General features: G+C 71.5%; 19 protein-coding genes. 10 read left to right on the top strand and 9 right to left on the bottom strand.

The genetic code is table 11. The features are described 5' to 3' along the window. The first annotated feature begins 11 nt into the window (after positions 1-11). A complete protein-coding gene (locus ABH931_RS00665) occupies positions 12-503 on the top strand; it encodes a peptidylprolyl isomerase (protein ID WP_370108748.1) in 492 nt (163 codons plus the stop codon). A gap of 91 nt (positions 504-594) precedes the next feature. On the opposite strand, the gene ABH931_RS00660 is transcribed toward ABH931_RS00665, so the two are convergent. Continuing rightward, positions 595-1179, bottom strand: a complete 585-nt coding sequence (locus tag ABH931_RS00660; protein WP_370108747.1) for a trans-aconitate 2-methyltransferase — start codon at positions 1177-1179, stop codon at positions 595-597. 53 nt (positions 1180-1232) lie between these two features. Here ABH931_RS00660 and ABH931_RS00655 point away from each other — a divergent pair, with 53 nt between their 5' ends. Beyond that, on the top strand, positions 1233-1805 hold the full coding sequence (locus ABH931_RS00655; protein ID WP_370108745.1) for a DUF4240 domain-containing protein: 573 nt from the start codon (positions 1233-1235) through the stop codon (positions 1803-1805). Positions 1806-1970: 165 nt separating this feature from the next. Here the strand turns inward: ABH931_RS00655 and ABH931_RS00650 are convergent, their stop codons facing one another. Further along, positions 1971-3482: a hypothetical protein gene (locus ABH931_RS00650; RefSeq protein ID WP_370108743.1), complete on the bottom strand. Its 1512-nt coding sequence runs from the start codon at positions 3480-3482 to the stop codon at positions 1971-1973. Positions 3483-3731: 249 nt separating this feature from the next. Here ABH931_RS00650 and ABH931_RS00645 point away from each other — a divergent pair, with 249 nt between their 5' ends. Genes ABH931_RS00645 through mscL form a run of 3 tightly spaced genes read left to right on the top strand, consistent with a single transcriptional unit; the run spans position 3732 to position 6358 of the window. Continuing rightward, positions 3732-4220, top strand: a complete 489-nt coding sequence (locus ABH931_RS00645) for a MarR family winged helix-turn-helix transcriptional regulator (protein ID WP_370108741.1) — start codon at positions 3732-3734, stop codon at positions 4218-4220. Further along, positions 4217-5893 carry an MDR family MFS transporter gene (locus ABH931_RS00640; RefSeq protein WP_370108739.1) on the top strand — a complete coding sequence of 559 codons (1677 nt, stop codon included), beginning with the start codon at positions 4217-4219 and terminating at the stop codon, positions 5891-5893. The genes ABH931_RS00645 and ABH931_RS00640 overlap by 4 nt, the downstream gene beginning before the upstream one ends. Before the next feature lie 36 nt (positions 5894-5929). Beyond that, positions 5930-6358 carry a large conductance mechanosensitive channel protein MscL gene (mscL, locus tag ABH931_RS00635; protein WP_370108737.1) on the top strand — a complete coding sequence of 143 codons (429 nt, stop codon included), beginning with the start codon at positions 5930-5932 and terminating at the stop codon, positions 6356-6358. Positions 6359-6361: 3 nt separating this feature from the next. Here the strand turns inward: mscL and ABH931_RS00630 are convergent, their stop codons facing one another. Then, entirely contained in the window at positions 6362-7006 is a 645-nt protein-coding gene (locus ABH931_RS00630; protein WP_370108735.1) for a uridine kinase, read from the bottom strand. Then, positions 7006-7977 carry an aldo/keto reductase gene (locus ABH931_RS00625; RefSeq protein ID WP_370108733.1) on the bottom strand — a complete coding sequence of 324 codons (972 nt, stop codon included), beginning with the start codon at positions 7975-7977 and terminating at the stop codon, positions 7006-7008. Before ABH931_RS00625 ends, ABH931_RS00630 begins: the two co-directional genes overlap by 1 nt. A gap of 141 nt (positions 7978-8118) precedes the next feature. Between ABH931_RS00625 and ABH931_RS00620 the strand changes: the two genes are divergently transcribed. After that, positions 8119-8319: a hypothetical protein gene (locus ABH931_RS00620; protein WP_370108730.1), complete on the top strand. Its 201-nt coding sequence runs from the start codon at positions 8119-8121 to the stop codon at positions 8317-8319. Between the two features lie 32 nt (positions 8320-8351). Here ABH931_RS00620 and ABH931_RS00615 read toward each other — a convergent pair whose 3' ends face one another. Beyond that, complete coding sequence (locus ABH931_RS00615) at positions 8352-9155, bottom strand: hypothetical protein (protein WP_370108728.1); 804 nt, start codon at positions 9153-9155, stop codon at positions 8352-8354. 154 nt (positions 9156-9309) lie between these two features. Here ABH931_RS00615 and ABH931_RS00610 point away from each other — a divergent pair, with 154 nt between their 5' ends. After that, positions 9310-10128, top strand: coding sequence for a tyrosine-protein phosphatase (locus tag ABH931_RS00610; RefSeq protein ID WP_370108726.1), 819 nt, complete (start codon positions 9310-9312; stop codon positions 10126-10128). A 50-nt stretch (positions 10129-10178) separates the two neighbouring features. Here the strand turns inward: ABH931_RS00610 and ABH931_RS00605 are convergent, their stop codons facing one another. From ABH931_RS00605 to ABH931_RS00590, 4 genes are all read right to left on the bottom strand, one after another. Beyond that, positions 10179-10970, bottom strand: a complete 792-nt coding sequence (locus ABH931_RS00605) for an RNA polymerase sigma factor SigF (RefSeq protein WP_370109446.1) — start codon at positions 10968-10970, stop codon at positions 10179-10181. A gap of 317 nt (positions 10971-11287) precedes the next feature. Beyond that, positions 11288-12328 (bottom strand): SigB/SigF/SigG family RNA polymerase sigma factor, encoded by a 1041-nt coding sequence (locus ABH931_RS00600; protein WP_370109444.1) that lies wholly within the window; start codon positions 12326-12328, stop codon positions 11288-11290. A gap of 141 nt (positions 12329-12469) precedes the next feature. After that, positions 12470-12763 (bottom strand): Dabb family protein, encoded by a 294-nt coding sequence (locus tag ABH931_RS00595; protein WP_370108724.1) that lies wholly within the window; start codon positions 12761-12763, stop codon positions 12470-12472. A gap of 52 nt (positions 12764-12815) precedes the next feature. Next, entirely contained in the window at positions 12816-12980 is a 165-nt protein-coding gene (locus ABH931_RS00590) for a hypothetical protein (RefSeq protein ID WP_370108723.1), read from the bottom strand. Positions 12981-13444: 464 nt separating this feature from the next. On the opposite strand from ABH931_RS00590, the gene ABH931_RS00585 reads away from it, so the two are divergent. The 3 genes from ABH931_RS00585 (at position 13445) to ABH931_RS00575 (ending at position 16051) form a co-directional block, all read left to right on the top strand. Further along, on the top strand, positions 13445-14263 hold the full coding sequence (locus ABH931_RS00585) for a pentapeptide repeat-containing protein (RefSeq protein ID WP_370108721.1): 819 nt from the start codon (positions 13445-13447) through the stop codon (positions 14261-14263). A gap of 94 nt (positions 14264-14357) precedes the next feature. After that, entirely contained in the window at positions 14358-14714 is a 357-nt protein-coding gene (locus tag ABH931_RS00580) for a YciI family protein (protein WP_370108719.1), read from the top strand. A 5-nt stretch (positions 14715-14719) separates the two neighbouring features. Next, positions 14720-16051 carry an RNA polymerase sigma factor gene (locus ABH931_RS00575; protein ID WP_370108718.1) on the top strand — a complete coding sequence of 444 codons (1332 nt, stop codon included), beginning with the start codon at positions 14720-14722 and terminating at the stop codon, positions 16049-16051. The last annotated feature ends 68 nt before the right edge of the window (positions 16052-16119 follow it).

Here is a 16119-nt window from a genome sequence, read left to right as displayed (position 1 = left end):
GGATGGTGTCCATGAGTGACAACGTTTTCTTCGACATCACCATCAACGACGAGCCGGCCGGCCGGATCGTCTTCAAGCTGTTCGACGAGGTCGTCCCGAAGACGGCCCAGAACTTCCGTGAGCTGGCCACCGGCCAGCACGGCTTCGGTTACGAGGGCTCGCACTTCCACCGTGTGATCCCCGAGTTCATGCTGCAGGGCGGTGACTTCACCGCCGGTAACGGCACCGGTGGCAAGTCCATCTACGGCGAGAAGTTCGAGGACGAGAACTTCCAGCTCAAGCACACCAAGCCGGGCCTGCTGTCGATGGCGAACGCCGGCCGCAACACCAACGGCTCGCAGTTCTTCATCACCACCATCGTCACCGACTGGCTCGACGGCAAGCACGTCGTCTTCGGCGAGGTCGTCGAGGGCATGGACGTCGTCAAGAAGATCGAGAGCTACGGCTCCCGTGGCGGCGCCACCAGCGCCAAGGTTTCCATCGCCAAGTCCGGCACGGTCTGATCCACGCACCGAGCGACGCATCGAGCGGCGCACCGAGCGACGCGTCGAGGGGCGCTTGAGCCGTAGCGGCTCGGGCGCCCCTCGCGCGCGTTCAGGCGCGGGCGACCAGATCGAGGACGTGCCAGTGCTTGGGGCCGCCGACGGCGTGGCCCTCGCGTTCCTCCTCGCGCACGGTGAGGATCTCCAGGCCGGCGAGCAGCGCGCGGGCCTCGCCGGTGGTGTGGGTGGTGATCGCCGGATCGGCCGCCCAGGTGTCGCGCGGGCCGAAGAGGTTCACCGCGAGCAGCGCGCCCGGCTCCAGAGCGGCGCGGATCAGCGCCCAGGTGCGGGCGAAGACCTCCGCCCGCTGGAAGGGCAGCGCGTAGCCCGCGTAGACCAGTCCCGCCTGCGGCAGCCGGTCGAGGGAGCCGAAGGACTGCTCGGTGACGGTCAGGCGGTCCCGGTCCCTCGGCGCCACGGACGCCTCGATCCGCAGGTGCGCGCCGGGCGCGCCGTCCAGCGCGAGGACCCGCCAGCCGGCGGCGAGCAACGCCGCCGTCTCCCGGCCCGCCCCGGCGCCGAGGTCGACGGCGAGCCGTCCCCGGGCGTCCCCTGCGGTCTCGATCGCCTCCAGGCAGAGGGCACGCACGGGGCTGTCGGCGGTGGCCGCGTAGAAGGGTTCCCAGTCGTCGATCACGCGCTCATTCTGGCCCGGGACGGAGCCAGCGGGCATTGTCAGTGGTGGGTGCCATGCTGCGGACCATGGAGAGCGCGAACGGCCGCGAGGTCGACATCCGGGGCTTCTGGCAGCTGATCGAGGAGGCACGCCGCGAGCTCACCGGCGTGGGTGACGGCGCGGCGGTGGCCACCCGGGCCAGCGGGATACTCGCGCGGCGCGGGGCGGCGGAGATCATCGCGGCACAGCGGGGTCTGTGGGCGCTGATGGCCCGGTCCTACCGGAGCCCTCTGTGGGCCGCGGCCTACATGATCAACGGTGGGTGCTCGGACGACGGTTTCGACTACTTCCGCGGCTGGCTGATCCTTCAGGGGCGGGAGACGTACGAGCGCGTCGTCGCCGATCCGGACGCGCTGGCCGAGCTGCCGCAGGTGCGCGCGGCGGCCGCGCACGGGTCCGATCTGGAGGGCGAGGACGCCCTCTCCATCGCCTGGCGGGCGCACATCTCCGCGACGGGCGCGGAGCTGCCGCCGCGGTCGTTCAGCGTCCGCTACCCCGAGCTGGACCAGGCGTGGAACTTCGACTTCGACGACATGGGGGAGATGCGCCGCCGGCTGCCCCGCCTCGCGGCTCTGTACGGCGGGTAGTGGCACTACCTCAAGGGGCGCGAGGCCCTGCTCGAGAACTGCGTGCGCGAGCAACCACCGGCGTGCGGATGGCCCTGCTCGCTGCGCGACTCACCACACAGGGTGGCTTGTCGCGCGCGCAGTTCATCGAGCAGGGCCCCGCGCCCCGGAAGGCTCAGGCCGGCGTCAGTGCGCTGCCGCGACCAGGTCGGGCAGGAGCAGCGCGGCGTTCGGGGTGCCGAGACCGGTGACCGGGTCCCAGCCGGTGGACGCCGAGTAGCCCGCCACGGTCGGGTCGGTCTGGTTGTTGCCGATGGTGATGTCGTTGAAGTCCGCCGCGTACTGCGCGGGGTTCGCCGCCACCTTGTAGAGCGCCGGGTTGATCTGGCCCAGGCCGCCGCCGTTGATCTGGTCGGCGATCGCCGTCAGGCCCGCCCACTGCGGGCAGGACAGCGACGTGCCGCCGATGTCGTACCAGCCGGTGCTGCACGCGGCGGAGCCGCAGCTCAGACCGCTGTTGCCGTCCGGCGGCAGGGAGACGTAGACGAGCATGCCGGTGCCGGAGCTGGCCTGGAGGGAGATGTCGGGGACGCCGCGCATGGCGCCGATCGCGGTGCTGCCGGCCGGCAGCGTGTCCTGGTAGGAGGGGCGGGAGAAGATGGAGCTGTAGCCGCCGCCACCGTCGGTCCAGCCGATCTCCGCCTGGCCGGGGTCGGCCTGGCACTTGGCCGGGTTGCTGCTGCTGTCCACGGTGCGCGGGCTGGTCGCGCTCGCGTTCGCGTCCGTGCACAGGTAGGTGCCGCCGACGCCGGTGACCAGCGGGTCGGAGGCGGGCCACTCGACGCCGGGGTCGGGCAGCGTGCGGGGGTTCTTGACCGGCGTCTTCAGTGTGATCGCGGAACCGTTGTCGCCGGAGGAGCCGAGCACGGTGACACCGTTGGCGGCCGCGTCCTGGAAGGCGTAGCGCAGGTTCTGCAGCGCCTGAGAGCTGGCGAACGCGCCCTCGCCGGAGGCGAAGGACTGGGAGATGACGTTGGCCAGGTGGTGCTGGACCACGTAGTCCTCGGCGGCCATCATCTGCGGCAGGCCCTGGACGCCGAGGGTCTCCGCGGTCGGCGTGGTGACCAGCAGGATGTTGGCGCCGGGCGCCATCGCGTGCGCGGTCTCGACGTCGAGGGCGACCTCGAGCGCCCAGCCGGCCTTGTCCTCCTGCCCGGTGCCCTTGCTCTGGGACGGCGGGGCGACGGTCGCGGGCGCGCCCTGGAGTTGCAGCTCGCTGAAGGAGGGCATCCCCGGCGCGCAGGTGACGGACTCCTCGCCGCACATGGCGGCGATGCCGAAGGCCTGGTCGAAGACGTGGAGGTCATGGGCCATGGTGTCGCTGCCGTAGGAGTCCACGATCGCGATGGTCATGCCCGTGCCGTCGTAGCCCTTGGCGTAGAGCGGGCCGACGTTGTACGCGGCCTGCACGGACTGCGGGTCGAAACAGCGCCGCCCGGCCGAGCCGCACTGGGCCTGGGTCGGCGGGGTGGTGGAGGTGCTGAGCTGCGTGTACTCGGCGACGGTCGGTCTGACCTGCGGGTACGTGGCTGCTGACGCGGTCGTGACGGCGGTCGCGCCGAGCGCGGCGCTGGGCACGACCAGGGTCAGTCCGCCGACGACGGCGGCGAGGATGCGACGACGTGCGGATGGAACCATTGAGCGCCCTCCAGAGGGTGTGAGGGGGATCAGGGGTTCGTGCGCGCCCACGCTAGAGCCGGAGGCGACTTTCGCACTACGCATCGGACAGGACCGAGACCGGAGCGCAACCAGTGCCCCCTCTGGCCGTGGTGCTAGGTCCGGCGACCGAGGCGGGGTCGTCCTGAAGGTGGATTCTGCACGTACCGATGTGCGCTACATTTACTTGCTGGGAGCAAGCAACTATGTAGGACAAGGGGCGGGACGGCCGTGGAACAGACGACGCCGGTGGACCCCGTGGACCCGGACAAGGTGGACCCGGTCGCCGCGGAGCTGGGCGAGGAGATCGTCCGCTTCTTCCGCCTGATGCAGGCGAAGCGGCAGCGCTCGCGCGACGAGAACGGCGGCGACCGCGTGCTGCTCGCCGTGCTGGTCCGGTGCGGGCCGAGGCGGGCGACGGATCTCGCCGGGGAGGCGCATCTGGACCTGTCGACCGTCAGCCGACAGATCCGCTCGCTGGTCGAGCGCGGCCTGGTCGAGCGGACCCCCGACCCGGACGACCGGCGCGGCGTGCTGCTGTCGGTCTCCCCGGCCGGTCTCGCCGCGTTCGAGGCCTTCCGAGAGCAACGCAACCGGGAGCTGAGCGCGCTCCTGGAGAACTGGACGGGTACGGACCGCCACGAGCTGGTCCGCCTCCTGTCCCGCCTGAACGACGAATTCGCCCGGCATCACTTCGCCGAGCAAGGAGCAGCCAAGTGAGCAGCAACAGTCATGGCGGGGCGGCCACCGCCGCAGCGCCGGGCATACCCGAAGCGGCCAAGGCCGGACTGAGCCATCGCCAGATCCTGACGATCCTGTCGGGCCTGATGATGGGCATGTTCCTGGCCTCGCTCGACCAGACCATCGTCTCCACCGCGATCCGGACCATCGCCGACGACCTGCACGGCCTGAGCGAGCAGGCCTGGACGACCACGGCCTACCTGATCACCTCGACGATCGCCACGCCGCTCTACGGCAAGCTCTCCGACATCTACGGCCGCAAGCCGTTCTTCCTCGCCGCGATCAGCATCTTCGTCGTCGGCTCCGTCGCCTGCACCTTCTCCACCTCGATGATCGAGCTGGCCGCGTTCCGCGCGTTCCAGGGCATCGGCGCCGGTGGTCTGATGTCCCTCGCGCTGGCGATCATCGGCGACATCGTGCCGCCGCGCGAACGCGCTCGCTACCAGGGCTACATCCTCTCCGTCTTCGCCACCTCCAGCGTGCTCGGCCCGCTGGTCGGCGGCTTCCTGGCCGGTCAGAACTCGATCCTCGGCATCGCCGGCTGGCGCTGGGTCTTCCTGGTCAACGTCCCGATCGGCATCGTCGCCCTCGTCGTCGTCGCCAAGGTGCTGAACGTCCCCCACGTGCGCCGCGCCCAGCGGATCGACTGGTGGGGCGCCGTCACCATCGCCGTCGGTGTGGTGCCGCTGCTGCTGGTGGCCGAGCAGGGCCAGGCCTGGGGCTGGACCTCCGCGCGGTCGCTGTCCTGCTACGGGATCGGCGTCGTCGGCATCGTCACCTGGATCCTCGTCGAGCGCCGGATGGGCGACGCCGCGCTGATCCCGATGCGCCTGTTCTCCAACAAGGTCTTCAGCCAGACCAGCGTGCTCTCGGTGCTGATCGGTATGGCCATGTTCGGCGGGATGATGATGATCCCGCAGTACCTGCAGATCGTGAAGGGCGCGAGCCCGACCAAGTCCGGTCTGATGATGCTGCCGCTGATGCTCGGCATGATGGTCACGTCCATCGTCGTCGGCCGGCTGATCGCCCGGACCGGGCACTACAAGATCTACCCGGTGGTCGGCACCGCCGTGATGGTCGGCGCGATGCTGCTCTTCCACTTCCGGGTCGAGTGGAACACCCCGCTGCCGGAGACCATGGGCTACATGGCCGTCTTCGGCATCGGCCTGGGCCTCACCATGCAGACGCTGACGCTGGCCGTGCAGAACGCGGTCCCGCCACAGGACATGGGTGTGGCCACCGCCTCCGCCACCTTCTTCCGCCAGCTCGGCGCGACGGCCGGTACGGCGATCTTCCTCTCGGTGCTGTTCAGCACGGTCAAGGACAACGTCGCCAAGGCCTTCACCGCCGCCCAGCACACCCCGGCGTTCCAGCACGCGGTGGCGCAGCACCCGCACGCGCTCTCCGGCGCGAACTCCGGCTCGGTGCTGAGCGACTCCTCCTTCATCCAGCAGCTGCCGGATGCCCTGGCGGCACCCTTCAAGATCGGCTTCGCCGACTCGATGCACCTGGTGTTCCTGATCGCCTCCGGCGTGGCGGCGGTGGCCTTCCTGCTCTCACTGGTCATCAAGGAGGTTCCGCTGCGCAAGGTTTCCGGCATCCAGGCCCAGGCCGCGGCGCAGAAGGCGGAGGAACTGGACAAGTCGGCGTAACTTACGTCCCCCTAACGGGTGATACGGTGGCGCGCCATGAAGGGTTTCCGGAAGTTTCTGCTCCGCGGCAATGTCGTTGATCTGGCCGTCGGCGTCGTCATCGGTGCGGCGTTCACGGGCATCGTCAAGGGGTTCACCGGGGACTTCCTGACCCCGCTGATCGGCCTGTTCACCGGCAAGAGCACCGACTTCAGCGGCGGGGTCGCCGAGGTCCACGGCCAGAAGTTCGCTTACGGCGACTTCATCAACACCGTGATCACGTTCCTGATCACCGCTGCGGTCGTCTACTTTTGCGTGGTGCTGCCGATCACCAAGCTGAGCGCCCGCTTCGCCACCAAGGCGGACGTGGACGCGCCGAAGAAGGACTGTCCGGAGTGCCTGAGCTCCATCCCGGCCGCCGCCAGCCGCTGCGCGTACTGCACGGCGCAGGTGCCGGTGGAGTTCGCCTCCTTCCCGAGGCAGTGACCGTCAGACGTTGACGACCAGTGCGGGCCGACGAGGATCGTCGGCCCGCACTGCCATGTCCGCCTGCTCCTCCGGGCGGACCTCCGCCTCGTAGCGGGCGAAGGCCGGGAGCGTCCACCGTTCCGGCTCGGGCGTGCGGCGCTCCAGCGCGGCCGGCGTCAGCCGCAGGTGCACGGTGAGGTCGAGCGGGAACCAGCGGCCCAGCAGCAGTGGGCCGTCCAGGACGAGGACGCCGCCCGGCGGCAGTGGGACGCGCTGCGCGCGCGTCGCGCGGTCGGTGGCAGGGTCCCACAGGGTGGGCAGGACCAGGCCGGAGCCGCCCGGCTCCAGCGGGTCGAAGACCTCGCGGAAGAGCGCGCCCGCGTCGAGCCAGCGGTCCAGGTAGGCGTCGGCGTCGTGGTGGCCGTACTCGAACCGCAGTGAGGCCGGGCGCAGGAAGTCACGGGCGCGGACGCGCCGGACCGGGCGCCCGCGCACGCGCAGCGGCTCGACCAGGGCGTCGGCGAGGTCGCCGGGACGGGCGGCGTCCGCGCCGTCCACGGCGACCCTGGTCCAGGTCCGGCCGTCCTCCTCGCTCAGCCGGGCGACGCGCTCGGCGAGCTCCTCGGCGAGCGCCTCCGGGGTGAGCGGCCGGACCTGGACCGCCATCAGGCGGAGGTCTCGACGGGGGCCGAGGCCGCCGTCAGCGCGTCCAGCTCGGCCTGGGTCAGCGCCAGGTCCGGGAAGGCGACCAGCGCCGCGAGCTGCTCCACGGTGCGGGCGGAGGCGATCGGCGCGGCGACCGTCGGCTGCGCGGCCAGCCACGCCAGCGCGACCGTGGCGACGGCCACGTCGTGCGCCTCGGCGACGGTGTCCAGCGCGGCGAGGACCCGCTGCCCCTGCTCGCTCGCGGCGAGCTTCTCGGCGGAGCTCGCGCGCACGCTGTCGACGGCGGGGCCGCCGGCCCGGTACTTGCCGGTCAGGAAGCCGCCGGCCAGCGCGTAGTAGGGCACGCAGGAGATGCCGAACTCGGCGGCGACGGCGGCAGGCCCGCCTTCGTAGGCGGCACGGAAGCCCAGGTTGTAGTGCGGCTGGAGTGCCACGTACTCGGCCAGGCCCTCGCGGCGGGCGAACTGCATCGAGGCGCGCAGGCGTTCGGGGGAGATGTTGGACGCCGCGATCTGGCGGACCTTGCCCGCCCGGACCAGCGTGTCCAGCGCCGTCATGATCTCCTCGACGGGCGTCGACTCGTCGTCGAAGTGGGTGTAGAGCAGGTCGATGCGGTCGGTGCCCAGGCGCTTGAGCGAGGCCTCGGCCGCCGCGGCGATGTTCTCCGCCTTCAGCCCCTTGAACTGCGGGTGCGCGCCGATCTTGGTGGCGATGACGATGTCGTCGCGGTTGTCGCGGGCGGCGGTCCAGGCGCCGATGATCGTCTCGGACTCGCCGCCGGAGTTGCCGGGGGCCCAGGCGGAGTAGACGTCGGCCGTGTCGAGGAAGTTGCCGCCGGCGGCGGCGTAGCCGTCGAGGACGGCGAAGGACTGGTCGCGGTCGGCCGACCAGCCGAAGACGTTGCCACCGAGGTTGAGCGGGAAGACAGAGAGGTCGGAGCTGCCGAGCTGCACACGTGCGGAGGAGGTCATGCCGGGATCAACGACCGCCCGGCCGCGACGTGTTCCCTGCCACGCCGTACGACTTCGCCACGCGGGTTCCCGGGGTTCTGTCACAGAGCTGCGACATTCGGGGGTCCAGCTTCCGTTCCGGATTGGCTAGAGTCAGGGCACATGTCGAACTACCAGAACTACCAGCAGCCCGCGAACGAGGACAGCTCGGCGAGCACGCAGATGTTCCGTGCCTTCGTCGACGAGCCCGTGGCCCAGCCGGCGACCGCGCCGAGCGAGACGCGCCGCACCGGCGTGATCACCGCGGCGGTGATCATCGGCCTGGTGGTCGTGATCGGCGTCGTCTACCTCGCCTTCAAGTAACCCCCTCGGCCGGCCCTCGCCGAGGCCCCGCCTCAGCTGAGGGTCGCCGCCCGCGTCTCCATGTGCATGCCGTCGGGCACGCGCCAGGAGTCGAGACAGACCGTCCAGCTCTCCTGTGCGCTCGCGTGCCCCGCGACCGGCGCGGCCAGCGGCTGGCTGGTCTGGTACGTCCACCAGTCAACGCCGAGCGCGCCGATGACGTGGGTCGCGAAGGTCACCGTGCCGCTGGTGGCGGCACGGTCACCGCTGTTGGCCAGGGTGAGGACGACCCGTTGGCACCAGCGCTGACCGGTCGCGGCGGTGTGCAGTGCGGTGACCGCGAGGCTCGCGGGCGTCTGCGGCGTGCCGCCGCCGCTGCCACCCGAGCCGCCGCCCGTTCCACCACCTGCTCCGCCTGTTCCGCCGCCCGACCCGCCGCCGGTGCTGCCGCCTCCGCCCGGCGGGGGGCTGGGCGTGCCGGTCGGGCTGCCCGCGCTGCCGCCGGATGCCGACGTGCCGCCGCCCGTGCCGCCTCCGGGTGTTCCGGGCGCCCCGCCGCCGTGGGTACCGCCACCGTGTGTCCCGGCGCCGCCACCTGTCCCCGAGCCCGTCGAGGCCGGGGGTGTGGTGCCCGGCGTGGTGCCGGTGCCGTTGCCGGGGGTCGCCGATCCGCCGGTCGTGGGGGAGTCGAGCGGGACGAAGACCACGCCGTCGTGGGAGGGCGTGGTCACGGCGGGCGTGGGCGAGCCGTCGCCGAGGGCGACCGAACCGCCGAGATCGGCCCCACAGCCCGCCAGGGCCAGCACCGTCGCACCGAGCAGGCCGCCTGCCACCAGGCCGGCCGTGGAACGTGCCATCGACGCTCGTCCTCCCCGTTCCGCCTACCGCCGGAGGCGTCAGTTTACTGATGGGTCATCAGATCAGGAAGGTGTGCTTCGGTCCGGGCTCCGCCCGTGCCTAGACTGGCGAACGATTGCACGAGGAAACGTTTCGCCCGATCAAGGAGCCGATGTGACCCAGATCGACAGCACCCCGGGGCGCAGCCTCGGTCTGCAGGGCGCCGTGAACGCCCGTGACCTGGGTGGATACCGCACCGCCGACGGCCGTACGGTCCGCAGCGGCGTGGCCCTGCGCGGCGACGCGCTGCACCGGGCCTCGGCGGAGGACCTGGCGATCCTGGCGGGGCTCGGCCTGCGCCACGTGATCGACCTGCGCGGCCTGAACGAGGTCGCCGAGAACGGTGCGGACCTGCTCCCGGAGGGCGCGGAGCTGGAGGCCCAGCCCGTCTACGCCCTCGACCACGACATCTACTCCGCGCTGCGGGACACACTCGCCGCCCAGGACGCCGACGCGCAGCGCGCCCTGCTGGGTGACGGCGGCGCGGAGCGGCTGATGGTCTCGATGTACGACTGGTTCGTCACCGACCCGGAGATCCGCGCGCGCTTCGCGGCGACGGTCAGGGCGCTCACGCGCCCCGAGCGGCTGCCGCTCTTCTTCCACTGCACGGCGGGTAAGGACCGCACCGGCTGGACGGCGGCGATCGTGCTGACCGCCCTCGGGGTGGACCGCGAGACGGTCTACGAGGACTACCTGCTCACCAACGAGCGCACGGACGCGCTGATCGCCCGGATCCTCGACCAGCTCGGCACCCAGGGCGTCATGCGCGAGCCCGAGCTGATGCGCCCGGTGATGCGCGCGGACCGCGCCTACCTCGACTCGGCCTTCGCGGCCGTCGCCGCGGGTTGGCCGAGCTTCGACGCGTTCCTGCGCGAGGGCCTCGGCCTGTCCGACGCGGACCTCGAGGCACTGCGCAAGAACCTGCTGGACTGACGTACCGCGCCGCGAGGGGCCGGCCGACGGCCGGCCCCTTCCGGCTGCGGCTACCCCTCGGAGATCAGGCCCTCCCGGAGCGTGGCCAGGGTGCGGGTCAGCAGGCGCGAGACGTGCATCTGGGAGATGCCGATCTCCTCGCCGATCTGGGACTGCGTCATGTTGCCGAAGAACCGCAGCATGATGATCCGCCGCTCCCGGGCGGGCAGCCGCGCCAGCAGCGGCTTGAGCGCCTCGCGGTACTCCACGCCCTCCATCGCCGCGTCCTCGTAGCCCAGGCGCTCCGCGAGGGGGCCGTCGCCGTCCTCCTCGGTCGGGGTGCTGTCCAGCGAGGAGGCCGTGTAGGCGTTGCCGACGGCCAGGCCCTCGACGACGTCCTCCTCGGTGACGCCGAGGCAGGCGGCCAGCTCGGCGACGGTCGGGCTGCGGTCGAGCCGCTGGCTGAGTTCGTCGCCGGCCTTGGTGAGGGCCAGGCGCAGCTCCTGCAGGCGGCGCGGGACCCGGACCGACCAGCTGGTGTCGCGGAAGAAGCGCTTGATCTCGCCGATGATCGTCGGCATGGCGAAGGTCGGGAACTCCACGCCGCGGTCGTGGTCGAACCGGTCGATCGCCTTGATCAGGCCGATCGTGCCGACCTGGACGATGTCCTCCATCGGCTCGTTGCGGCTGCGGAAGCGCGCCGCCGCGTACCGCACCAGCGGCAGGTTGAGTTCGATCAGGGTGTTGCGGACGTAGGCGTGGTCCGGGTGCTCCGGTGTGAGCTCCGCGAACCGCAGGAAGAGTGAGCGGGAGAGAGTGCGGGTGTCGAGCCCGTCCTCCCCCGGAACGACCGCCGGGACCACCGGAGTGACCGGCGCGACCGGATCGGTCGCCCGCTGGGCGGGCAGGACCACGGCGCCGTGGGCGAGAGCCTCGGACACGCTGCAACCCCCTTCAACTCAGCCATCGATGAGTCGACATGCCGACGACTCCGTACCTCCACTGAGATACCGGCACAGCATCCCCGGCAAACCACGAGAGGGCCAGATGTCACGCGGCAGTAACGTGCTGTCAGGAGCTATTTCGCAAGTTGATCAGTAGCACTATTACGGCATATGACGGACAGCCGACTACACAGAGCGATCGGCGCGAGGCGACGCCGCGTGCGCCCGTCCGTGCCTCAGCTCTCCCAGTGGTTGCCGCTGCGCAACCGAGCAAAGATGCGAGCCAGCAGGCGTGAGACGTGCATCTGGGACATGCCGAGCTCGGTCGAGATCTGCGACTGCGTCAGATTGCCGAAGAACCTGAGCATCACAATCTGTCGCTCCCGGTCCGGCAGCTGCACGAGCAGATGACGGACCATGTCCCGATGCTCCACATGGGTGAGTGCGGAGTCCTCGTAGCCGAGCCGGTCGAGCAGGGCGAGACCGCCGTCGTGCTCCTGCTGGGCCTCCAGCGAGGTGGCGTTGTAGGCGCGGCCGGCGTCCAGGCAGGCACGCACGTCCTCCTCGGGGATGCGCAGCGACGCGGCGATCTCGGGGACCTTGGGCTGCCGTCCGTGGGTGACGGTCAGCTCCTCCATCGCGCCGCTGACCTGGACCCACAGTTCCTGGAGCCGGCGCGGTACGTGCATGGTCCGCACGTTGTCGCGGAAGTAGCGCTTGATCTCGCCGAGGATGGTCGGCAGCGCGTAGGTCGGGAACTGCACGCCGCGGCTGAGGTCGAACCGGTCGATCGCGTTGATCAGGCCGATGGTGCCGACCTGGACCACGTCCTCCATCGGCTCGTTGCGACCGCGGAAGCGGGCGGCGGCGTAGCGGACCAGGGGGAGGTTGACCTCGATCAGGGCGGCGCGCACGCGCTCGTGCTCGGGCGAGCCGGACGGGAGCTCGGTCATCCGCTCGAAGAGCACGCGGGTGAGCGCACGGACGTCGACGCGCGACTCCGCGATCGCGTTGGTGAGGGTCTCCGCCTGTGGCGCTTCGGCCTCGCCCGCGCCCGCGCCCTCGCCCGCGCCCCCGCCCCCGGCTTCGGCCTCGGCCTCGGCCTCGGCCTCGGTCGGTTCGGGCTGCGGTGCCGCTGTGGGCTGTGACGTCGCCGTGGGCTGCGGTGCCACCGTGGGGTGCGGTGCCACCGTGGGGTGCGGTGTCGCGGTGGGCGATGCCTGGGCGTGCGGCGCGGCCTCAGTCGCCTCGCCTGGGGCCTCCTCCGGTGCCTGCATCGCCACGCCGCCCCTCGTGATGTCCAGCTGGCCCGTGTTTGCCGGTCCCATATCTGGCAAAACTGGTCATAGCATCACAAGTAGGACGTGAGGCGGGCAAGCACCGGCCTTACGCGTGTTGGTGGAATTATTGATTCCGGTTCAGATCTCGAAGTCGGCGATGACCCAGGTCGCGAACTCCCGCCAGAGGCCGGCCGCGGCCACGTGGTCGGGGTGCGTCAGGTAGGCCTGGAGGGTGGCGGCGTCCTCGACCAGGCTGTTGATGGCGAAGTCCTGGGCGATGTCGCGATCGGTGATGTTCCAGCCGATCTGCCACTCGCGCAGCTCGGGCACGGTCTGGCCGACCTTCTCGAAGGCGGCGACCGCGGCCGGGACGCGCGGGTCGTCCTTGGTGACGCCGTCGTTCAGCTTGAACAGGACCAGGTGGCGGATCATGAGCGGCACTCCTTGAGGGCTTGAGTGCCCCGAGGGTACTTCACCTGCGGGATCACTTGATCAGGTTGCTCATGAACGTGCCGAAGGCCTTCGCGGCGTGCGAGATCCCGGTGAAACCCACCTGCACCAGGTCGGCCGCCCGGACCGGTGAGGTGATGATCGTGTACAGCACGAAGATCACGACGGCCCAGGTGGCGATCTTCTTGGCCTGTCCCATCTCGTGCACCTCCCCGCGTCCCCGACGCCGCTGACTCCCCGTCATCCGTGCGGGCGCTCACCCGTACGGGCGAAGCCTAGCCCCCGGCCCCGGCGCGGTGTGAGCGGTGTGTGAACTCGAAGGGACCAAGGTCCTCGCACATCAGGTCCAATGCCGCCTGCGAGCGGTCGCGGCAGACGGCAGAGTGGAACACGTACCGAGCAGGTCTGGCAGGAACCGTTCCCGTACGTGGATCCGGAGATCCCGCTGTGGGATCGACGGTGCCTTCACCCCCCCCGGAGGCATCGTCGATTGGGAACTCCGCGGGGGAGTGGCGAAGTCCCCCCATCGCCGCTCCCCCCTCCGAGCGAGGTCCTGCTCCCGACGCGTAGTGGCAGGGTGGTCAGCGTCGGGGGCAGGGCTTTTCGCATGCCCAGCGGCACCGCGCGCGCCTGGGACAATCGCGCGCCTGGGACAATGGGGAGGTGCCCGCCGAACTCCCTCTCCTTCCTCTCGTCTCCGACTGCGGCAACTGCTTCGGGCTGTGCTGCGTCGCGCTGCCCTTCGCGAAGTCCGCGGACTTCGCACAGAACAAGGCCGCCGGGACGCCCTGCCGCAACCTCGCCGAGGACTTCCGCTGCGGCATCCATACCGAGCTGCGCGAGTCCGGCTACACCGGCTGCACCGTCTTCGACTGCTTCGGCGCCGGCCAGAAGGTCTCCCAGGTCACCTTCGGCGGCGTCGACTGGCGTCGCGACCCCGCCTCCGCCCCCGCGATGTTCGCGGCCTTCCCGGTGATGCGGCAGCTGCACGAGCTGCTCCGGTACCTCGACGAGGCACTCGCCCTCCCCGCCGCCGCGCCGCTGGTCCCCCGCCTGCGCCGCGCCTTCGACGACATCGACGCCCTGACCCGGGGCGAGGCGGACGCGTTGGCGGCGCTCGACGTGGCCGGGGTGCGGGCGGGCGTGAGCGGGCTGCTGCTGGAGGCGAGCGAGCTGGCCCGGGCGGGGCTGCCGGGCCGTCGGCGTAACCACCGCGGCGCGGACCTGGTCGGCGCCAAACTGCGCAAGGCGGACCTGCGCGGCGCCAACCTGCGCGGCACCTACCTCATCGGCGCGGACCTGCGGGACGCGGACCTGCGCGGCGCCGACGTCACCGGCGCGGACCTGCGCGGCGCTGATCTGCGTGGCGCCGACCTGACCGGCGCGCTCTTCGTCACCCAGGTCCAGCTGGCCGCGGCCCGCGGGGACGCGGCCACCCGGCTGCCGGCCGCGCTGGCCCGCCCACCGCACTGGACGGCCTGAGGGCCGTCCGCGCCGATCCGCGCGTCGCGGCTGTCGAATCCCGGGTGTCCCGCTCGTATAGAGGGTGAAGAACCCCACGAGGAGGCGACACGTCATGAAGAAGCAGTACCTGCTCAGCATGTACCAGCCGCAGGGCCCGATCCCGGACGCGGAGTTCCTGGCCAAGGTGATGGCGGAGCTCGGCAGGATCCGCAGCGAGCTGCAGGCGTCCGGCGACTGGGTCTTCGGTCACGGACTGCACGACCCCAGCACGGCGACGGTGCTGCGCCCCGACGGGGGCGAGGTGCTCGTCGTGGACGGTCCGTTCACCGAGGGCAAGGAGTACCTCGGCGGCGTCACCATCATCAAGGCCGTCGACCTGGACGCCGCGCTCGCGTGGGGCAGCCGCTACGCGGAGGCGACCGGACTGGCCATCGAGGTCCGTCCGTTCCAGGGCGAGGTCGAGGACTGACCACCGTGCCTGTCCCCGAGGCGATCGAGCGGATCTTCCGGGCCGAGTACGGGCGGGCGGTGGCCGTGCTGGTCCGGGTTCTCGGGGACATCGACCTCGCCGAGGACGCCGTGCAGGAGGCCTTCGCCGTCGCGGCCGAGCGGTGGCCGTGCGACGGGCTGCCGCCCAGCCCGGCGGGCTGGATCATCACCACCGCACGCAACAAGGCGATCGACCGCGCCCGCCGCGAGGCGACCCGCGACGCCCGCCAGGCGCAGGCCGCCCTGCTGAACGCGCCGACCCCGTCCGGACCCGACGAAGCGCAGGAGGCGGACGCCGTGCAGGACGACCGGCTGCGGTTGATCTTCACCTGCTGCCACCCGGCCCTGGCCGAGCAGGCGCAGGTCGCGCTGACGCTGAGGCTGCTCGGTGGCCTCAGCACCGGCGAGATCGCCCACGCCTTCCTGGTGAGCGAACCGACGATGGCGCAGCGGATCGTCCGCGCCAAGGGCAAGATCCGCGACGCCCGCATCCCGTACCGCGTCCCGCCGGAGGCAGAGCTCCCCGGGCGGCTGCGCCCGGTCCTCGCGGTGCTCTACCTGATCTACAACGAGGGCTACCTGGCCGCCGAGGGCGCCCCGGGGGAGCCCCCGGCCGGGACGGCTGGTGCAGCCGGTGCGGCCGGTGCGGCTGGTGCGGCTGGGGTGGCCGGGGTGGCTGGGCCCGCAGGGGGGCCGGAGGCGTCCTCGCGGGAGGAGTTGTGCGTCGAGGCGATCCGACTCGGGCGGCTGCTGGCCGCGTTGATGCCCGACGAGCCGGAGGTGCTCGGTCTGCTCGCACTGATGCTGCTGGTCCAGGCGCGCCGACCGGCGCGGTTCGCCCCGGACGGCGCGCTCGTCCTGCTCGCGGAGCAGGACCGCGGCCGGTGGGACCGTGAGCTGATCGCCGAGGGGCAGCAGCTGGTCCGGCGCTGCCTGCGCCGCGACCGGCCGGGGCCGTACCAGATCCAGGCGGCCGTCAACGCCGTCCACAGCGACGCCGCGACCGCCGCGGAGACCGACTGGCGGCAGATCTGCCGTCTGTACGACCAGCAACTCGCGCTCGCGCCCACACCGGTGGTGGCTCTGCACCGCGCCGTCGCGCTCGCCGAGGTGGAGGGCCCGGCGGTCGCGCTCGCCGAGGCCGACGGCCTCGCGGACCGGCTGGACGGCTACCACCTGCTGCACGCGCTCCGCGCGGACCTGCTCACCCGCCTGGGCCGGCGCTCCGAGGCCGCGCAGGCGCTGGAGCGCGCCCTCGCCCTGACCCGCAACCCCGCCGAGCGCGACCGGTTGGAACGCCGCCTGCGCGAGCTGTGAACGGTTGATCCCTACCCCCCCAACGAAACACGCGAGCTGTTCGTGTATCTCACTGAGGGGCAGGGAGG

Source organism: Streptacidiphilus sp. MAP12-33 (assembly GCF_041261265.1).
Taxonomy (GTDB): Bacteria; Actinomycetota; Actinomycetes; order Streptomycetales; family Streptomycetaceae; genus Streptacidiphilus.
This window is presented reverse-complemented; position numbering and strand designations above follow the sequence as displayed.